The organism is Limnohabitans sp. WS1 (assembly GCF_003063265.1).
In the GTDB taxonomy this organism is placed as follows: Bacteria; Pseudomonadota; Gammaproteobacteria; order Burkholderiales; family Burkholderiaceae_C; genus Limnohabitans_A.
Map to the genome: position 1 here is coordinate 68,500 of NZ_NERU01000012.1, position 16,361 is coordinate 84,860.

The 16,361-nt window shown below is 56.4% G+C and carries 18 protein-coding genes and 1 pseudogene; 11 read left to right on the forward strand and 8 right to left on the reverse strand.

Annotated elements, in window-relative coordinates; genetic code table 11:
* The first annotated feature begins 187 nt into the window (after positions 1-187).
* The 3 genes and pseudogenes from B9Z48_RS14540 to B9Z48_RS14550 form a co-directional block, all read left to right on the forward strand.
* Entirely contained in the window at positions 188-457 is a 270-nt protein-coding gene (locus tag B9Z48_RS14540) for a DUF4160 domain-containing protein (RefSeq protein WP_108379341.1), read from the forward strand.
* Positions 458-468: 11 nt separating this feature from the next.
* The gene (locus tag B9Z48_RS14545; protein WP_089963094.1) at positions 469-711 is read left to right on the forward strand and encodes a DUF2442 domain-containing protein; all 243 of its coding nucleotides are present in this window, start codon (positions 469-471) and stop codon (positions 709-711) included.
* A 197-nt stretch (positions 712-908) separates the two neighbouring features.
* A pseudogene (locus tag B9Z48_RS14550) lies at positions 909-1,304 on the forward strand (argininosuccinate synthase); the annotation flags it as partial.
* A 399-nt stretch (positions 1,305-1,703) separates the two neighbouring features.
* Here the strand turns inward: B9Z48_RS14550 and B9Z48_RS14555 are convergent.
* Entirely contained in the window at positions 1,704-2,210 is a 507-nt protein-coding gene (locus B9Z48_RS14555) for a hypothetical protein (RefSeq protein WP_146186298.1), read from the reverse strand.
* A 283-nt stretch (positions 2,211-2,493) separates the two neighbouring features.
* Positions 2,494-3,546, reverse strand: a complete 1,053-nt coding sequence (gene murB / locus B9Z48_RS14560; protein ID WP_108379345.1) for a UDP-N-acetylmuramate dehydrogenase — start codon at positions 3,544-3,546, stop codon at positions 2,494-2,496.
* 41 nt (positions 3,547-3,587) lie between these two features.
* Between murB and B9Z48_RS14565 the strand changes: the two genes are divergently transcribed.
* Positions 3,588-4,073 carry a YajQ family cyclic di-GMP-binding protein gene (locus B9Z48_RS14565; RefSeq protein ID WP_108379347.1) on the forward strand — a complete coding sequence of 162 codons (486 nt, stop codon included), beginning with the start codon at positions 3,588-3,590 and terminating at the stop codon, positions 4,071-4,073.
* A gap of 27 nt (positions 4,074-4,100) precedes the next feature.
* Here the strand turns inward: B9Z48_RS14565 and B9Z48_RS14570 are convergent, their stop codons facing one another.
* The 5 genes from B9Z48_RS14570 to B9Z48_RS14590 all read right to left on the reverse strand — a co-directional run bounded on the left by B9Z48_RS14570 (position 4,101) and on the right by B9Z48_RS14590 (position 8,717).
* Entirely contained in the window at positions 4,101-4,460 is a 360-nt protein-coding gene (locus tag B9Z48_RS14570; protein ID WP_108379349.1) for a RidA family protein, read from the reverse strand.
* Positions 4,457-5,086: a glycerol-3-phosphate 1-O-acyltransferase PlsY gene (gene plsY, locus B9Z48_RS14575; protein WP_108379351.1), complete on the reverse strand. Its 630-nt coding sequence runs from the start codon at positions 5,084-5,086 to the stop codon at positions 4,457-4,459. Before plsY ends, B9Z48_RS14570 begins: the two co-directional genes overlap by 4 nt.
* A 28-nt stretch (positions 5,087-5,114) precedes the next feature.
* Positions 5,115-5,606, reverse strand: coding sequence for an aminoacyl-tRNA deacylase (locus B9Z48_RS14580; RefSeq protein WP_089963020.1), 492 nt, complete (start codon positions 5,604-5,606; stop codon positions 5,115-5,117).
* A gap of 9 nt (positions 5,607-5,615) precedes the next feature.
* Complete coding sequence (locus B9Z48_RS14585; RefSeq protein WP_108379353.1) at positions 5,616-6,677, reverse strand: aldo/keto reductase; 1,062 nt, start codon at positions 6,675-6,677, stop codon at positions 5,616-5,618.
* 192 nt (positions 6,678-6,869) lie between these two features.
* Positions 6,870-8,717, reverse strand: coding sequence for an acyl-CoA synthetase (locus B9Z48_RS14590; RefSeq protein WP_368664977.1), 1,848 nt, complete (start codon positions 8,715-8,717; stop codon positions 6,870-6,872).
* Between the two features lie 25 nt (positions 8,718-8,742).
* Between B9Z48_RS14590 and B9Z48_RS14595 the strand changes: the two genes are divergently transcribed.
* The 7 genes from B9Z48_RS14595 to B9Z48_RS14625 all read left to right on the forward strand — a co-directional run bounded on the left by B9Z48_RS14595 (position 8,743) and on the right by B9Z48_RS14625 (position 15,143).
* Positions 8,743-9,669: an alpha/beta fold hydrolase gene (locus B9Z48_RS14595; protein WP_089963028.1), complete on the forward strand. Its 927-nt coding sequence runs from the start codon at positions 8,743-8,745 to the stop codon at positions 9,667-9,669.
* Between the two features lie 135 nt (positions 9,670-9,804).
* Positions 9,805-10,542 carry a sugar transferase gene (locus B9Z48_RS14600; protein ID WP_089963031.1) on the forward strand — a complete coding sequence of 246 codons (738 nt, stop codon included), beginning with the start codon at positions 9,805-9,807 and terminating at the stop codon, positions 10,540-10,542.
* Positions 10,542-12,041 (forward strand): hypothetical protein, encoded by a 1,500-nt coding sequence (locus B9Z48_RS14605; protein ID WP_089963034.1) that lies wholly within the window; start codon positions 10,542-10,544, stop codon positions 12,039-12,041. Before B9Z48_RS14600 ends, B9Z48_RS14605 begins: the two co-directional genes overlap by 1 nt.
* 1 nt (position 12,042) lies before the next feature.
* Positions 12,043-12,384 (forward strand): STAS domain-containing protein, encoded by a 342-nt coding sequence (locus tag B9Z48_RS14610; RefSeq protein WP_089963037.1) that lies wholly within the window; start codon positions 12,043-12,045, stop codon positions 12,382-12,384.
* Entirely contained in the window at positions 12,381-12,767 is a 387-nt protein-coding gene (locus B9Z48_RS14615) for a hypothetical protein (protein ID WP_146186299.1), read from the forward strand. Before B9Z48_RS14610 ends, B9Z48_RS14615 begins: the two co-directional genes overlap by 4 nt.
* 14 nt (positions 12,768-12,781) lie before the next feature.
* Positions 12,782-13,984 (forward strand): glycosyltransferase, encoded by a 1,203-nt coding sequence (locus B9Z48_RS14620; protein WP_233261140.1) that lies wholly within the window; start codon positions 12,782-12,784, stop codon positions 13,982-13,984.
* On the forward strand, positions 13,968-15,143 hold the full coding sequence (locus B9Z48_RS14625) for a glycosyltransferase family 4 protein (RefSeq protein WP_108379357.1): 1,176 nt from the start codon (positions 13,968-13,970) through the stop codon (positions 15,141-15,143). The genes B9Z48_RS14620 and B9Z48_RS14625 overlap by 17 nt, the downstream gene beginning before the upstream one ends.
* A 50-nt stretch (positions 15,144-15,193) precedes the next feature.
* On the opposite strand, the gene B9Z48_RS14630 is transcribed toward B9Z48_RS14625, so the two are convergent.
* Positions 15,194-16,315: a glycosyltransferase family 1 protein gene (locus B9Z48_RS14630; RefSeq protein WP_158273282.1), complete on the reverse strand. Its 1,122-nt coding sequence runs from the start codon at positions 16,313-16,315 to the stop codon at positions 15,194-15,196.
* Positions 16,316-16,361 lie beyond the last annotated feature (46 nt).

Below are 16,361 nucleotides of genomic sequence, written 5' to 3' on the forward strand. Positions count from 1 at the left end.
TTCGGGCCGTTTTTTTGTTATGTGCTTGTTTTTGTGGGAGGTTTCCGCCTTGGTACGGGTGCCTGCCGGCTCGCCTCATCACTCGCTTCGCTCGCCAAATCAGCGAGTCCAGCAGGCACCCGCGCCAAGGCTGCGTTACTGACCCAATCATCGTGACCATCTTCGATTCACCCCATACAATCCGCCCATGCCCACCATCAGCATGTTTTACGGAATCCTGGTCTCCATGTTCATTGAGGACACGGACAGGCATCACCTCGCCCACATCCATGTGCGCTACGCAGGCGATAAAGCGGCCATTGCCATTGACGATGGCCGCGTGTTGGCTGGAGGTTTTCCACCCAAGCAATTGAAAATGGTTCAAGCTTGGATTGAAATCCACAAAGATGAACTGCTGGCCGACTGGGAACTTGCCAAGGCTGGTGAGCAGCTCTATCCCATTGACCCTTTGCGTTGAGGAGCATGACCATGCAAGACTTGTTGGACGTGATCTTGGTCAAGCCCATGCAAAACCATTGGCTGGCTTTGTCTTTTGAAAATGGCGAAAACCGTCTGTTTGATGTCAAACCACTGTTAAGCAAAAAACCATTTGAGCCATTAAAGCAACAGCATGTCTTTGAGCAAGCTTATGTGTTTGCCGGCACGGTGAACTGGCCCGGCAACATCGACATTTCACCTGAAACCTTATACGAAAGATCGGTGGCCGCCTAACCTGGAACGTCATTGAACGCGAAAGAATGTCGTGCGCTTTGCACCAATGAAAAACGGCCTATAGGCCTTTTTTTCATGGTCTTGTTGTTTATTGAGTTATGAGGGGCGGTTTAAGCAAGCTCCAAGGCCCGAGCGCAAGGGCAAAGCACTCAATGTTGGATAAGGACACATTCCAGCGAACACGCTCAACCGCAGGCACCATCGAGTAGTACCGCATCAACGGCCTGCGCTTGGGCCGCCTGTTGTACCAAGGCCGCTGGTTCGATCCGCAGTCCATCATGCTGCGCGAAACCGCCCAGCGCTGGGTGGCCCGCGCCGTGACCGGCACCGTGACGCTGGAGCTGCGCCGTAGCAACGACTACAGCATCCTGAACACCGAGTCGGCCAACCTGACTTACGCCCCAGAGCGTTTGTCGATGGGAAAAGTGGAAGACGCGCCGTTCAGCCCGCTGGACCGCATCGGCCAGCTGACCATGCGCAACCTCGACATTGTCGACACCCGCGCCAAGTTGGGCATCTACGCGCACGCTGGTTGGTTGTCGGTGGGCGAAGGCCCGCACATCTACAAGTTGGATGGTAGCGGCAAGAAGTGATTTTTGCCTTGCTCTAAAGAGAAACGGTCTTCGGGCCGTTTTTTGTTGTCTTGCTTGGTTTTGTGGTGTTTTCCGCCTTGTCACTGCGGCCAGCCGGCCAGCCTCATACTCGCTTCGCTCGCCAAATCGGCTGGTCCGGCTGCCCGCAGTGACAAGGCTGCGTGGCCTGAATCAATCGGACCCAGAACTACCGCTAGTCACCTCAAGCTGACTACGCGTTAGCGCTCGACGAGCAGCGAATTTCGCTTCAACCTCTGCTGCGAGATGTAAATTTTCAGCATGTGCCGATTCAAGCCCCGCACGAACCTGCTGACAAAACCAGGCGTCATGAACGACCTCCTGCTGATCAGGGACTGGGAGTTGCATAAAGTCTTTCAACAACGATTCATGAATGCGCAATCAGCGTGCCGATTGCCTTGCATAAGCCTCTAACTCCAACGGCGACCGGGCATAGCCCATCATTTCCAATTCCGCCAGATAACGTCGCAAAAAAGCTTCTCGCCCTAAACGATCGTGCTGAGCAACATGCACCAATTCATGCGCAATGACCGTCGGGTTATCCGCCAATTTCGGCTTGAGCATGATGGCATATCCCATGGCACGCCCACCTTCCAATGCCCAACCCAAACCCAATTTCTCGGCCTCAGTGGCCAATTCGTGATTCGATGGCATTGGGAATTTTTCAAGCACCACAATTCGAACATTTTCGGGAAACTTCACCCCCAAGCGTTGTGCAAGCGCCTTCTCTTGATTCGAAAGCATGCGCCCCTGCGCAAGCAGCTGGCGCTCAACCTCCTCATACCACGCCAAAGTCAGGGGATAAAACCTGTCCAGCTTGGCCTGCACAGCACTGGGCGGATGATCCAAAGCACGCAACTCAGTTTCACTGGGTTTACGCACCACCATGCAGGCCGTCATCACGACACACAACCCCAGTAAGAATAGGCACTTGGTTAATCGATGAATTGGCATTGACCGCATCAGGCTCTCTAAATTTAATTAAAAAGAAATCATAACCGGACCATCGATCTGGAAAATGCAATCCCTTGAAGCAAGAGCTGAATGCGCAGATGACACGTAGCGCCGGGTTGGGGCCTGAGCGGATCGGCCGATTTGGCGAGCGAAGCGAGTTATGAGGCCGACCGCTCAGGCCCCAACCCGGCGCGGAATACCACCACAGAAGCAAAAATCAAATCACAACCGGCTCAGGCTCCAGCCGAATCCCAAACCGCTCATACACACTGGTCTGAATCGCCTTGGCCAGCGTCATCACCTCGCCCCCCGTACAAGGATTCTCGCGTCCACCCCGGTTCACCAGCACCAGCGCCTGCTTTTCGTACACCCCGGCATGGCCCACGGTCTTGCCTTTCCAGCCGCAGGCGTCAATCAGCCAGCCCGCAGCAAGCTTGATGGAGCCATCGGGCATGGGGTAGTGCACCACTTTAGGCTCGCGGGCGATGATGTCGGCGCACTGCTCAGGGGTGACGGTGGGGTTCTTGAAAAAGCTGCCAGCGTTGCCGATCACAGCCGGGTCGGGCAGCTTGGCCCGGCGGATCGCCACGACCCAATCAAAAATCTGCCGGGCATCCGGGCTGTGGATGCCCGTCTCGGCCATCTTGCGTTCCAGATCCAGGTAGCCCAACTCGGGCTTCCAGCGCTTGGACAGTGCAAAGCGCACCCGCAAAATCACCGCACGGCCCGCCAGGCCCAGGCCATCCTCGCCGCCGGATGCATGTTTGAACACCGAATCGCGGTAGCTGAATCCGCATTGCGCAGCGTTCAGGCTGAACATCTCTCCGGTGAACATGTCCATGGCGTCCAGCGAGTCAAAACGGTCTTGCAGCTCCACCCCATAGGCACCGATGTTCTGAACGGGCGATGCGCCTACCGTGCCCGGAATCAGGGCCATGTTTTCCAGACCCGGGTAACCATTGTCCAGTGTCCAAGCCACCAGCGCGTGCCAGTCGACGCCCGCGCCCGCCTCAATCAGCCAGTGCTTGTCAGTCTCACCCACCAGGCCAATGCCGGGCACCTCCATCTTGAGCACCAAGGCTTTGACGTCACCCGTCAAAACGATATTGCTGCCGCCGCCCAGCACCTGCCTGGGCAAGCTGGCCAGTTGCGGGTCGGCCAGCACAGCCAGCAGGTCGGCTTGGGAGCGCACCCGCACCAAAGCTTGGGCCTTGGCGGCGATGCCGAAGGTGTTGTACGGCTGCAGGGGGACATTTTTCTCAAGGAACATGGGAGAATTGTCGCATTCTCAACCTACGGATTTTTCCCACCATGCCCTCGTTTGATACCGTTTGCGAACCCAATATGGTCGAAGTGCGCAACGCCGTTGACACTTCCGCCAAAGAAATCGGCACCCGTTTTGACTTCAAAGGCACATCTGCCAACATTGAACTCAAGGACAAAGAGGTCACGATGTTCGGCGACGCCGAGTTTCAGCTCACGCAGGTCGAAGACATCCTGCGCAACAAGCTGACCAAGCGCAACGTGGACGTGCGCTTTTTGGATATTGGCAAAGTCGAAAAAATCGGCGGTGACAAGGTCAAGCAGGTGATCAAGGTGAAAAACGGCATCGAGACCGAAGACGCCAAGAAGATCACCCGCCTCATCAAGGACAGCAAGATCAAGGTGCAAGCATCGATTCAAGGGGATGCCGTGCGCGTCACGGGCGCCAAGCGCGACGACTTGCAAGCGGCCATGGCCCTGCTGCGCAAGGACATGACCGACTTGCCGCTGTCCTTCGACAACTTCCGCGATTGATGGGCAGCGAGGGCTTGCCCTCGCGCCTTAGCCCTTGACGGCCGCCGTCACCACCACTTCAATCTTGTAGTCCGAGTTGGCCAAAGCGGCCTGCACCGTGGCACGGGGCGGTGCGCTGCCCGCCACCACCCAGGCGTCCCAAACCTCGTTCATGGCCGCAATGTCACCGATGTCCTGAAGGTAAATTTGGGTGCGCAAGATGCGGGTTTTGTCACTGCCCGCCTCCAGCAGGCGCAGGTCGATCTGGCGCAGAACATCGTCCGTCTGGCTGCGGATGTCTTTGGCTTCGCATTCGGGCACCATGCCCGCCAAATAAACCACGCCATTGAAGACAGCGGCCTCGCTGTAACGGGCCGACACATGCAGTCGCTGAATGTCCTGGCTCATGCTTTTTTCTTTCCCAGTTGGGACTCTGTCCCTGCCAACAGGCGGTTGATGTTCTCGCGGTGCCGCCAGACCAAGAGCAAGGCCATGACGGCCAAGCTCAACACTTCGGGTACCGAGGCCTGCCAGGCCACACCATCGCCAAAAAGATAAAACACCGGCGCAAACACGGCGGCGACCATGGAGGCCAGGGACACGTAGCGGCTGAAAAAGACCACGATGGCGAAAGTCAGCACCGTGGCCAGCGCCAACAGGGCATTTACGCCAATGACCACACCCACGGCGGTGGCCACACCTTTGCCGCCTGCAAAACCGAAAAACACCGGATACAGATGCCCCAGAAAAGCCGCCAGCCCCGCCAAAGCCGCCACCTGCGGACCCAAACCGTATTCGGGGCCGTATGCCAACACCATGGCCACGGGCAACCAGCCCTTGAGTGCGTCCAGCAACAAGGTCAAAATGGCGGCTTTCTTGCTGCCCGAACGCAACACATTGGTGGCACCTGGGTTTTTGCTGCCGTAGCTGCGGGGGTCGTTCAGGCCCATCAGGCGGCTGACGATCACCGCAAAACTGAGCGAGCCCACCAGGTAACTGGCCAGCACCACGCCCACTTGAATCAACATCTCCATCCGAATCTCCCTTGTTTTTGAATGGGCGTCATTCTGCCAGTGCGCAATTCACGGGTTTGGCGTCCAGCAGTTGCAGGCACACCTGCGGATCGATGCCCACCAGATACCCACGCCGCCCGCCATTGATGCAGATGCGCGGCAAGGCGAGGATGGTCTCCTCGATGAACACCGGCATCTGCTTGCGCGTGGCAAAGGGCGAGGTGCCCCCTACCAAATAACCGCTGTGACGGTTGGCCACCTCGGGGGCGCACGGCTCAATGGACTTGAGGCCCACTTGCCGAGCCAGGTTTTTGGTGGACACCTTGCGGTTGCCGTGCATCAACACCACCAGCGGCTTGGCGTCTTGGTCCTGCATGATCAAGGTTTTGACCACGGAAAACGGGTCCATGCCCAACACTTGGGCGCTGTGCTGGGCACCGCCGTGCTCCAGGTACTCGTAAGGGTGTTCGGTGAAGCTCACCCCCTGCTGGCGCAACAGCGCCGTGGCCGGGGTTTCACTGACTTTGTCTTTCTTGGCCATCGCCCACCATCACAAGGCCGGATCGCGCATTTCCCAACGAATGGCATCAATCGCTTTGAGCACTTCGGGTGAGAGCTGGGTGCTCCAGGCGGCCAGATCTTCATTGAGTTGCGCCAGCGAGGTCACGCCGATGATGGTGCTGGCCACGCTCCAGCGGTGGTAGCAAAACGCCAACGCCATCTGGGTGGGGGTCATGCCGTTGTCGCGGGCCAACTGGTTGTAGCGGCGGGCGGCCACCAAGGCCTCGGGACGGCCCCAGCGCTGCTTGCGCATCGAGTCATAACGGGCAATGCGGCCGCCATCGGGCACCAGCGGGCCGGTCAGGTCATCCTGGTCGTATTTGCCGGTGAGCAATCCGAAGCCCAGCGGCGAATACGCCAGCATGGACACGTTCAAGCGGTAGCAGCTCTCATCCAGGCCGTTGTCATAGGTTCGGCTGACCAGGCAATAAGGGTTTTGCACCGTGGCCACGCGCGGCAGGCCATGCTGCTCGGCCAGGCGCACGAACTCGTGCACACCATAAGGCGTTTCGTTGGACAGGCCGATATAACGCACCTTGCCTGCTTGCACCAATTTCGCCAGGGCTTCGAGCTGCTCGTGGATCGAGGTGACCGATTTGTCCTTGGCCGGGTCGAAATACGTCATGCCAAAGACTGGAGCATGGCGCTCGGGCCAGTGGATCTGGTACAAATCGATCACATCGGTTTGCAATCGGCGCAAGCTGCCATCGCAGGCATTCAGGATGTCCTGCCCGGTCATGCCCGAGCCTTCACGGATCCAGGGCATGCCACGCGAAGGACCCGCCACTTTGGTGGCCAACACCAGCTTGTCGCGGGCACCGGGGTACTTGGCAAACCAGTTGCCGATGAAGGTCTCGGTCGCACCACAGGTGTCGGCCGAAGCAGGCACCGCATACATTTCAGCGGTATCGATGAAATTGATGCCAGCGGCCAAAGAGCGGTCCAGGATGGCATGCGCATCGGCCTCATTCACCTGTTGGCCGAAAGTCATCGTGCCCAAGCAAATCGGAGTCACTTGCAGGTCGGATTGACCAAGTTGAACGAGTTTCATGGAATTTCCTGTGAAGTTGGGGTCGGTTGATGCGGGCACACGGTCGTCCCGGTCAAGCTATCTGGGTGGGTGTGATGCGGGAAACCTTATTTTGTCACGCCCGACGGCATGCCATGGGGACACACGCTGAGGGTCTGCCAGGGTCAATCGCGACGAGGACATTATTTCTGCCAAAAAAGGGGCGTTCCCACATCATGTGACAGCGTCCACTTCACCTCTTGCTCGTGCTTCTTCTTGCAGACGCAACACGCGACGCTGCACCTTGCCAGTGGTGGTCATGGGCAACTGGTCAATGAACTCAATTTCTTTGGGGTACTCGTAGGGGGCGAGCAAGGCCCTTACATGTGACTGCAGAGACTGGCGAACCTCGGCCTCAAACTCAGCGCTGCTGGCCGCGTTGGCCCGCTGCGCCAGCGCATCGGGCGAGAGCACCACATAGGCCTTGACCAGCGCCCCTCGGTCTTTGTCGGGCTTGGGGACCACGGCGGCGTTGGCCACGGCCGGGTGCTTGACCAGACAGTTTTCAATCTCGCCCGGACCGATGCGGTAACCCGCCGCCTTGAACATGTCGTCGGTGCGGCCTTGGTACCAGAGGTAGCCGTCCGCATCGGCCACAGCCATGTCGCCGGTGCGGCACCAGTTGCCCGTGTATTTGGCGGTGGTGGCTTTGTCGTTGTTCCAGTAACCCAGAAAGAACACCGGGTCGGGGTGGCCGTGCACATCCAGGCGGTTGACAGCCACCTCGCCTGGGGTGCCAGCGGGGCACAGCTGGCCCGCATCGTCGATCACTGCCACGCGGTGGCCCGGGTAGCCCTTGCCCATGCTACCGGGTTTGGCAGGCCACAAGCGGGCACAGTTGCCCACCACGTAGTTGATTTCGGTCTGGCCAAACATCTCGTTCACGGTCACGTCCAGCTGCTGCTGGCAATAAGCAAACACCGCATCACCCACCGCCTCGCCCGCGCTCATGATCGCCTGGAGCTTGAGGCGGTAGCGGGTTTTGGCGTCAGGCACCGCCTTCATCATGGCCTTGAGCGCGGTCGGAAACAAAAAGGTGTGGGTCACGCCGTGGCTGTGCAAGATTTCGAATGCCACCTCAGGCGAAAACCTTCCGTTGAAGGCCACAATGGGCCGGCCAAAGTACAGGCTGGGCAGCAGAGCGTCCATCAACCCGCCGGTCCAAGCCCAGTCGGCGGGTGACCAGAACACGGCTTTGGAGGCTTGTCCTGCTTTAAAAGGATCAAAGCCAAACCAGTTCTGGCTGCACACAAAACCCGTGAGGTTGCCTATCAAGGCCCGATGCGGAATCAAGGCCCCTTTGGGGTTGCCGGTGGTACCACTGGTGTAAATCAGCACCGCCGGATCATCGGCCAGCGTGTTCACTGGTTTGAAAGTCGCGACCTGCGAGGCGAGGGCTTGCGCAAAATCAAGATCAGACAATGGACCCGCTTCGCCCATGCCAATCAAGGTTTGCAAGCCCGGGCAATCTGACCTGGCCTGCAGCAGGGCCTGCACAGTTGACTCATCGCACAGCGCCACACGGGCTTGGCTGTCGTTGATGCGAAACGACAAGGCCTCGGGACCAAACAGCATCGACAGTGGCATGGCCACCGCCCCCATTTGCAACACCGCCATGTAAGCCACGGCTGTTTCAAATCGCTGGGGCAAGACAATCGCCACCCGGTCACCCCGCTGCACGCCTTGACGCTCAAGCACCCCACTCAAGCGATTGGCAGCGTTTTGCAATTGCTGGTAGGTCCAGCTTTGCCCCAAGCCCTGGCCCGCAACATGCTCACGAATGGCCACTCGGCGGGCCGTCGCGGCTTGCGCGGCCCATTGTCCGCAGCACGCCTGGGCCATGTTGAAGCGCTTGGGCACTTTCCAGGCGAAGCCTTGGTGAATGGCTGCATAGCGGTCCACGGGTTCGGGATGGGCTTGCGATTCGAAACCAGCATGGGGGCTTGCGGGGTTGCGGGCCTTGGTGAGTGACTTCAGGCCAGATGTTGGCACTGGACGGTCTTGGCTGCGACTGACGCTCATCGTGTGTCTCCTTATCATCCAAAGTATGTACCAAGTTCAACGCCCATCACAAAGCCAGTGGGTGCCGCTGCGCGGCTGCCGCTATCACGTCCGTCATTGGGGTGCGCATGCACCCGAAGCAACCCCGCTGGTATTGGCCCACGGCTGGATGGACGTGGCCGCCTCTTACCAGTTCATGGTGGACGCATTCAGCGAAGATTTTGTCAGCCAGCGCCCCATCATGGCCATGGACTGGCGTGGCTACGGCCTGACCGAATCGCCGCTCACCGACAGCTACTGGTTTCCCGATTATCTGGCCGACTTGGACGCCCTTCTTGATGCGCTCTACCCCGGACGTCCCGTGGATCTGGTGGGACACAGCATGGGCGGCAATGTGGTGATGATGTATGCCGGCGCACGGCCCCAACGGATCAGAAAACTGGTCAACCTGGAGGGTTTTGGCATGGCCCCCACCCAACCGTCGCAAGCGCCCGGACGACTGGCCCAGTGGCTTGACGAAATCAAACCCGTCAACTTGAATGAAAAAAAGCTCAAGCCCTACCCCAATGTCGAAGGCGTCGCCGCACGCTTGGTCAAAACGAATCAACGTCTTTCCATGGACAAAGCCCTCTGGTTGGCCCACCACTGGGCACAACCAGACCCAAACGGTCAATGGCACATTCTGGGCGATGCCGCCCACAAAGTCATCAATCCTTATCTATTTCAAGAAAAGGAGTCGCTCGAACTTTACAAAAAAATTGCCGCCCCCTTGCTTGCGGTAGAAGCAACCGACAACGCTCTAGCGCAATGGTGGAAAGGCCAATACACCTTGAGTGATTACCACGCCAGATTGCAGTGCGTGCCGGACCTTCAAATCGCCGTCATTGAAGATGCAGGCCACATGCTCCACCATGACCAGCCTGAGATTTTGGCCCGTTGCATCGAAAACCATCTGAAAAACACGGCCACCTGACAGGACCTCCGGACCCTCGTGTGTGGATGGTTCGGTTTCGAAACCACCTCATGAAGGTTTCGAAATTTTCAAAAAAACTCTCTTTTGTAGTATTATTAAAAGGACACTAATACCAAAAACTCAATGCATCGCTCGATGAAATCAACCGTTGCACACCATAGACCGCATTTACTCAAGGCACTTGAAGACCGTTACTCTGCTGCAGGTCCATTGAGTTTGCATAATTTGCGGGGTCTATGGAAAAGAAATGCTTGGTACGGCACCATTGTTCTCGCAAGAATACTTAAGCGCTCTATTGATATTTTAGGAGCTTCAGTCGGACTCTTGGTTTTATCTCCTGTTTTTTTGATTGTGGCCTGCGCCATTGGCTTGCACGATCGTGGCCCCATCTTTTTTGTCCAAAAACGCGTGGGCCAATGGGGACGAGAATTTGACTTTCCAAAGTTCAGGTCCATGGTCTGCAATGCAGAGGCCTTGAAAGAGCAACTGCTGTCTCAAAACCATCACAAAGATGGTGTCACCTTCAAAATCAATGGCGATCCGCGCGTCACACCGATCGGCCGTTGGTTGCGCAAAACAAGCATCGACGAATTGCCACAGTTGTGGTCCGTCTTCAAAGGGGACATGTCACTGGTTGGACCCAGACCCCCCATTCCCGACGAAGTCCTGAAATACAAACTCGCTGATCGCAGACGCTTGGACGTGAAACCCGGTCTCACCTGTTATTGGCAGGTTGAAGGTCGCGGCGACATTCCTTTTGCGAAGCAGGTTGAAATGGACATCCGTTACGTGGACAGCCAAAGCATCTGGGTCGACATTTGGCTGCTGATCAAAACCATTCCTGCGGTCATTCAAGGCAAAGGGGCCTATTGATGACTTCCGCACACACCCTGTGCGCCATCTTGATCGCTGGATCCCCCGCAGATGACACAGAGCGAACACCACTGGCCCAAGAAATTCCGCTGCACCTGACCCCCTTGTTGGGCAAAACGCCGCTCGTCTTTGCCGTTCAAGCTTTGGTCGAGGCAGGCATCACACACATCACCTGTTTAGGCTGGGATGAGCCTGAACAATGCCAAGCACAACTGCAGTCGGGACTTCAGTGGGGCTGCCACATCACTTGGCACTCCTTGTCTGGGCCCCGCCAAGCCTTTGCACGTTTGGTGGACCTTGCACCAGCAGAGGGACCCTTTTTGTTGGCCACCACATGCTCCTTGATGCGGGTGTCATCCACGAACACGGCGCAGCCGGGCACCTTGCTGGAACCACCAGCAACAGACACATCCGACTGCTCACCTCTTTGGAACTGGGCCTGGCTGGATCGCCAACTTTGCCAAGAAATGAGCGCAGCACACCGTTGGCATGAATGGCCCCAGGCTTTGGCAGCAACTTGCCATTCACGAGTTCCCGCTCAAGCCCTGAGCCTGATGGATGGCAATGACCTGCTCAATGCCATACCGCGCATGATCAACCGGTCATTTCCCGTGGTTTTGGATGCCAGCGAAGTGGAGCCTGGCATTTTCTTGTCGAGAAACGTCATCATTCACCCGACGGCTGAAATCATCGCCCCGTTCTACGCCGGACCCGACGTTGAAATCGAAAAAAACTGTCGAATCGGACCGGCTGTGGCGCTCAGCGGGCGCACCCACATAGGTCACAGCAGTCGCCTGTCTGAAACCCAAATCGGACCTGACAGCTGGATTGGTGATGCACTGGACCTGCACGAATGCGTGGTCTTCAGGGGTGTGATCTGGAGCCGCAGACACCAAGCCCGCATGACCATTTTTGATGCACTCATTTTGGCGCACGGCAGCACACCCTTGAAATGGCACAGCCTCGTCAACGCCTTCACTGAACGCACATTGGCACTCATGCTGTTGTTTCTGCTGGCCCCTCTGTTGCTGTTGGCGGTCACTGCTTCGGCCGTCGCTCAAGCAGGCCCAAAGATCATTCAGTTGGTTCGTCCGGACATCAGCCACATGGCCATCCCGACAGTGGCATTCATCAGCTGGCTAGGTGCACACCCTTGCACCCTTGGCTGGAAACACATGGTGGGTTTTGTTCTGCCCAATTTGCCGGGTGTCTTGATGGGCAAATGCCACCTCATCGGTGCCCGGCCCAGAAGTCTCGATCAATGGGCCCAACTGCCGCTTGCACACCAACGGTGGTTGGCTCAAAAAGCCTGTGGTTTGCTGCAAGAGGAATGGGTTGTGGGTATCCAAGAAAACGATCCCCTGCAAAGCATGGTTCTGGAGCGTTACCAGGAAACCCGATCGCATGAGTGGACCTACAAATGGGGATTGATCTGGCGGTATTTACACAAAATCCTTGTCAACTCCAACCCCGTCAAACTTCAAGCCATAAAGACCTGACATGATCGAATTAAGCCAAGTCCTGCACGATGGCATCAATGAAATGACCCCCAGAATCAAGTCGCTGGATGCCTCCAATGTGGCGGTTTTCAAAGACATGCTGCGCGATCGCATCAAAGACAGCCCTTGTCTTTTGATGAATCTTGAGCACGTCGAATTTCTCGACAGTTCGGGCCTGGGCGCATTGATCTGGATGCTGCGTGAAATCGAAGCACAAGCTGGAAAAGTCAAACTTTGCAACCTTCAAAAACCAGTGGTCATGCTTTTAGAAGTGGTGCGCATGCACCGGGTCTTTGACATTTACAACGACAAAGCTGAGGCTCTGAAATCATGGGGAAAATGATTCTTTCATTCAACGCCAGCCCCATCGTGCCTGACGCCATGTCTTGGCAACCCGCGGTGGGTCTGTCACGACTGGATCACGATGAGGTCCTCATGGGCGAAATCATTGCATTGCTTGAAACTGCCTTGCGAGATCGCGTCCTGGACGTGAACATGCGGGCACATTCAAATGACTTCAACAGCCTGAGGCAACTGACCCACTCGCAGCTGCCCAGTTTGAAAATTTTGGGTTTTGATCAACAAGCCAAAGTGTTTGAGGCTTTTGAATCGGCTGTTGTCATGTCGGACGAATTGGCGTGCAAACGCTTGACCCCAATGGTCCAGAAAATTTGGATGAGCACCATTGAATCTCTGACGCAACACCAACGAACAGTGGCCCCCTGACCGTGCGCATCGGTGTGATCTCTGCACTGTATCCGCCGACGGCCATCGGTGGCGCAGAGATCATGGCGCAACAACTGGTGGACGGTTTGCGCAGCCAAGGCTGGGATGTCTTTGTTTTGACACTGCAAGCACCTCAAGCGCCCATGGCCGATGAACCACACATCCATCGTGTTCCCCTTCAAAATATTTACTGGCCCTATGAGCGGGGTCAAAAATCACCCTCTTCACTTCGACGATTGATTTGGCATGCCCTGGACACATCCAATCCCTGGATGACTCAGCAGGTTCGACGATGGGCACTCGAAAAAAAACTGGACATCGTCAACACCCACAACCTGCAGGGGTTTTCGACGGGCATTTGGTCTGGGTTACAAACATTGAATCTGCCCATCGTGCATGTGTTGCATGACTTTTCACTTTTATGCCCACGAACCGTGCTCTACAAAAACGGGCGCGTTTGTGGCCTGCATGAACGCAGGTGCACCGAATGCCGTTGGTTGACCGCACCACGCGCCAACCACACCGCTTCAGTCTCGGCCGTGGTGGGGGTCAGTCAATTCATTTTGCAGCTCCATCGTGAGCACGGCTTGTTCAGACAAGCGCAGGGGCAAGTCATCTACAACGCACTGAACCCCCAAAAAAGCCATCACCAAACCGCGACTCGGAGCCGCATCGGCCCACTCAGATTGGGATTTTTGGGACGACTTGACCAAGCCAAAGGCTTGGATGTGTTGCTGGCGGCCGCAGAGATCCTGCGGTTGAAAGGCTTGCCCATCCAATGGGTGCTGGCAGGCAAAGGACCGAGTCAAGACATTGAACGCTGGCAAATGCAATACCCCTTGCTCGACCTTCAATGGCGTGGCCACATTGACCCTGACACCTTGTGGCCTGACGTGGATGCCCTGGTCTTTCCAAGCAATTCGTACGAAGCCCTTGGCAACGTCATTTTGGAGGCTGCAGCTGCCGCCAAAGCCAGCATTGCCAGTCGACATGGTGGCGGGGTCGAATTGATTGAAGAGGGACTCACGGGTGCCTTCTTCGAGCCCGGCAATCCAGAGGATTTGGCCAAGGTCATTTGGGCACTGGAGCAGGATCCCGAGCGGTGGCAAACCATGGGTCTGCATGCTCGTCAAAAAGCACAAGCCTTCACGTCACAACGCCGCCTGAGGCAATTCACCGATTTATTCAAGGATGTCCTGCATGCCCACCGCACATGAATCCCACACGCGGCGTGCACATCACCTTAAAGTGGCCATCGTTCATGACTGGTTGGTCATCTACGGTGGGGCCGAGCGTGTGCTCGAGCACATCATTGACCTTTACCCTGATGCAGATGTCTTTTCGTTGATCGATTTTGTGAAAGATGATCAGCGGCATTTTTTGCGCGGCAAAACACCCATCACCAGTTTTCTGCAAAAAATTCCAGGTGCACGCCACCATTACCGAAAAATGTTGCCCCTGATGCCACTGGCCATTGAGCAACTCGACCTCAGCAGTTATGACCTGATCATCTCCAGCCACTACAGCGTTGCCAAAGGGGTGTTGACAGGCCCCAATCAAACCCATGTTTGTTACTGTCATTCCCCCATGCGTTATGCATGGGACCACTACCACGAATACCTGCGCGAGATGAACCTGGAGCGGGGCCTGAAATCCTGGTTTGCCCGCTGGCAACTTCACCGCATCCGAGGCTGGGACATTCAAAGTGCCAATGGCGTGGACCAGTTCATCGCCAACTCCAAATTTGTGGCCAAACGCATCAGCAAATACTACCGTCGCACCCCTTGCGTGATCCCACCGCCCGTGGACACCGACTTGTTCTGTTTAGAGACTGAGCGGGACGATTTTTATGTTTGTGCAGGCCGATTTGTGCCCTTCAAACGCATTGATCTGGTCGCACAAGCGTTCACCAGCATGCCAGACAAACGGCTGATCCTCATCGGTGATGGTCCTGAAATGGCCAAAATCCGAAGCAAAGCAGGACCCAATGTCACCTTCACAGGCTTTTTACCGCCAGAGCAAGTTCGGGCTTATTTGGCCAAGGCACGGGCATTCATTTTCCCCTCCGAAGAAGACTTTGGCATCGTTCCCGTCGAAGCCCAGGCTTGTGGAACACCGGTGATTGCATACGGTCGGGGGGGTGCACTGGAAACCGTGATTCCTTGGCCTGGCACACCACAACAAGGTCTTTACCCCACGGGTGTTTTTTTCCATGAACAAACGGCAGAGAGTTTGTCGGAAGCAGTTTGGCAATTTGAACGGATTGCCACAGAGCTTGATGCCGAGAAAATTTGTCAACATGCCCAGATTTTTTCAGTACCTGCCTTCAAAGCCAGCTTTGCACGTGCGGTCAATGAGGCGCTCAAAGCAGGCTAAAGACCCGCGATCGCGATCACAAACGACGCCACATGCCCATCAAAGATGGGTCATCGGCATGGTGCTGTGACGGCCTCCAAAATGACCGTGGCTGTTTGTCGCCAGACAAAAGTTCTTGCCCTGTCTTGACCACGGCGGCTCATTTGCAAACGCAGAACAGGGTCGTGGACCAATGAACTCAATGCCGCTGCCAAGGAGGCTGGATCATTCGGATCACAGTAAAGCGCCGCATCGGCACTGATCTCGGGCAACGCCGACGTGCGAGAGACCACGACAGGGCAACCGTGCCACATGGCCTCCAAGGGTGGCAAGCCAAAACCTTCATAAAAAGAAGGGTAGGCCATGACCGTGGCGCGTCGGTAGAGGGTCACCAATTCGGCATCAGTGACGTATCCCAAATGGTGAATTTTTTCGGTACTGAGCGTGCTGCGAGAGAAAACCCGATCATTTTTTTGACCCACGATGACGCAGGCTGGCGCATGTGGCCCCATCAGTTCCAAGGCCTTGATCACACTCAAAAAATTCTTATTCGGGTTGTCACTCGACACCGCCAACACAAAGGGTCGATCGGCCAACAAGTCCATCAAAATTTTGAGCCTTGGGGTCAAGTCTGGGGTCACACGCGCCATGTGATCCGCTCCCAAATGGGCCACGGTCAATCGAGATCGGTCCACTCCCATGAATCTGGCCAACTCACTGGCTGAAAAACTCGAATTGGTCAACACACCCAAACCCCAACGGGCCACCATCCAAAACATCAAGCGATACCAACAACGCAGCGCCAGCGTGAAGTTTTGCGGAATGGCAAATGTCTGAGCGTCGTGCAAAAACGTCCATTGATGCCGTTTGAACAATGGGGCGGTATTGCAAAAATTGAGCAAAAGACGACCCGCAGTGCAGCGTGGCAGGTCCCACTGCTCCCAGGCATGGCCTTGAAAAACCCCCGTTTGCCACAAACGCAGTTCTGGCCAAGGGTTGGACAGTGCTTCTGGCGTGCGTGGGGCAATCAAGCCAAAACGGAGCACCTGACCTGAACCCCGCCAGCATCCCTGTGAGTCCAGATGATCGCGTACCAAAGCTGAAATGACTTCGCGGGCCACGCGCTCGACCCCCGTCACAGGCCGCGTCAAAAAACGTGCGTTGATCCAGATGACCTTCTCTGGGGATAACATTTCTCCCGTCATTTCAAATCTTTTGGTTTAAATGTGGATAATAAAG